Here is a 1,809-nt window from a genome sequence, read left to right on the forward strand (position 1 = left end):
CGAGGACTACGATCCGCGCGTCAGGCGTGCACCTCGGGCCAGGTACGATCCGAGGCAGGGGCTGATGATCTGACCAGAGTCACCTGCGTATTCAAATGGCGGGGGCCTCCTGCCTCTTCTAAACCAAGGCCATCGGATCCGACGAACTCAACAGGCAAGCATTTTTGCCTTAAAAGCGCAAAACTTTCGCCTCCATGCTTGCAAACCCTAGCAAGCATTACTAGCTTGCGACGAGTAGCAAGCATGGAGGCGAAAATGGTCGACGATAGCCCTCAAAGCCTTGGCGGCAAAGCAAGAACGGAGTCCCTTTCTCCGGACGAGCGCAAAGAGATTGCCCGTCTCGGAGCCATGGCTCGATGGACCGAGCGAGCAGCTTTGGCATCGGATCCGGCGCTACCGAAGGCGACCCACCAGGGTCAAATGACAGTCGGCGATCTCACTCTCGATTGCTACGTCTTGGAAGATGGTCGACGGGTGTTCCACAAGCGTGGAATGGCTCGATCGTTGGGCCTTCGGTCTGAGGGCGGCAACGCGTTCCTACGGTCCATGACCCGCAAGGGCATCGGATCCGAACTCGGTGAGAAGCTGGTTGAGCGGATTGCAAATCCGATCAACTTCAAGCCGCTGACACAGGATCTTGGGCACGGTTACGAAGCTGACGTCTTGGTCGACGTCTGTAAGGCGATCATTCGCGCCTCAGACGCCGGGAAGCTGACACAGTCACAGGAAAGGCTTGCCTTTCAAGCTCGAACTTTGCTTCAGGCGTTCGCCAAAGTCGGTGTCGCGGCACTCATTGACGAGGCCACTGGCTTTCAGAAGGTTCGAGCGCCCGACGCGCTGCGGCTTCTCGTTCAGCAATATATCGAGGAAGAGAAGCGGCAGTGGGATAAGCAGTTTCCGGACGAGTATTATGATGAGCTGAATCGTGTTTACGGTAGTAAGAGACTTACAAGGAATAGCTCCGGTACGGTAATGCAGAACCGTCCGCAGCATTTCGCCAACTTCACGCGGACATACGTTTATCAGCCGCTTGAAAATGGTGCTGTCCTCGAAGAGTTGGACAAGATCAACCCGAAGGTTGGCGGGACGAGAAAGGCTCGGTTTCACCAGCATCTGACCGAAGGCTACGGTATCGAGAAGCTCAAAAGGCAGGTCCAAGAGGTCGTAACTCTGATGAAGATCTCGGATACCGTAGGCCAGTTCAAACGAATGTTCGCAAAGCGGTTCCCTCAGGCGGGGACACAACTTTCGCTGCTAGAGGACTAGGATCCCGCGCTACCGTCGCTCAAGTGGTGGGGGCCTTCTTGCCCTTCGCGATTGTCTTCTCGCGGAGGGCTACCTCCTTCTCGATCGCCTCACGGATGAGATCGAGGCGTGGTTCGCCGTCGCGAAGCACGGCATCGATCCGAGCCGTAGCGCCTTCTCGCAGCTTCAGCGTGTGCTTCTCCGGCCAGAGCATCTTTCGCCCCATGTTAACCAACCTTTTCACTCGCCATTGAGCCGATAGCGTACGTACGGTATCGATACCGTATATACCTTAAATCGGAATGAAGGTCGAGCGATGAGCGGTTACGGCGCGAAGGACGTCACCTTTGATCAGGCGGCAGAGAGCTACATTAAGCACGGCGGCGAGGCTCGATACCTGCCGAAGATCAGGGCTCATCTCGGCGATCGGCTGCTGATCGAGATCCCGCCGGCGGCAATCCGCGAAATGGCGCTGGAACTCTATCCCGACGCCATGCCGTCGACCCGGAACCGACAGGCGGTCACGCCCGCCAGCGCGGTGATGTTCCACGCCCATGACATGGG

2 protein-coding genes and 1 pseudogene are annotated in these 1,809 nt (G+C 57.2%); 2 read left to right on the top strand and 1 reads right to left on the bottom strand.

Annotation, left to right across the window (positions count from 1 at the left end; genetic code table 11):
- The first annotated feature begins 255 nt into the window (after positions 1-255).
- Positions 256-1,266 (top strand): P63C domain-containing protein, encoded by a 1,011-nt coding sequence (locus BM175_RS22255; protein ID WP_175526985.1) that lies wholly within the window; start codon positions 256-258, stop codon positions 1,264-1,266.
- A 19-nt stretch (positions 1,267-1,285) separates the two neighbouring features.
- Here BM175_RS22255 and BM175_RS22260 read toward each other — a convergent pair whose 3' ends face one another.
- Positions 1,286-1,471 (bottom strand): hypothetical protein, encoded by a 186-nt coding sequence (locus tag BM175_RS22260; RefSeq protein ID WP_090967002.1) that lies wholly within the window; start codon positions 1,469-1,471, stop codon positions 1,286-1,288.
- A 90-nt stretch (positions 1,472-1,561) separates the two neighbouring features.
- Between BM175_RS22260 and BM175_RS22265 the strand changes: the two are divergent.
- Positions 1,562-1,809: pseudogene (locus tag BM175_RS22265) on the top strand (integrase); the annotation flags it as partial.

This window comes from Aureimonas phyllosphaerae (genome assembly GCF_900113065.1).
GTDB classification, from domain to species: Bacteria; Pseudomonadota; Alphaproteobacteria; order Rhizobiales; family Rhizobiaceae; genus Aureimonas; species Aureimonas phyllosphaerae.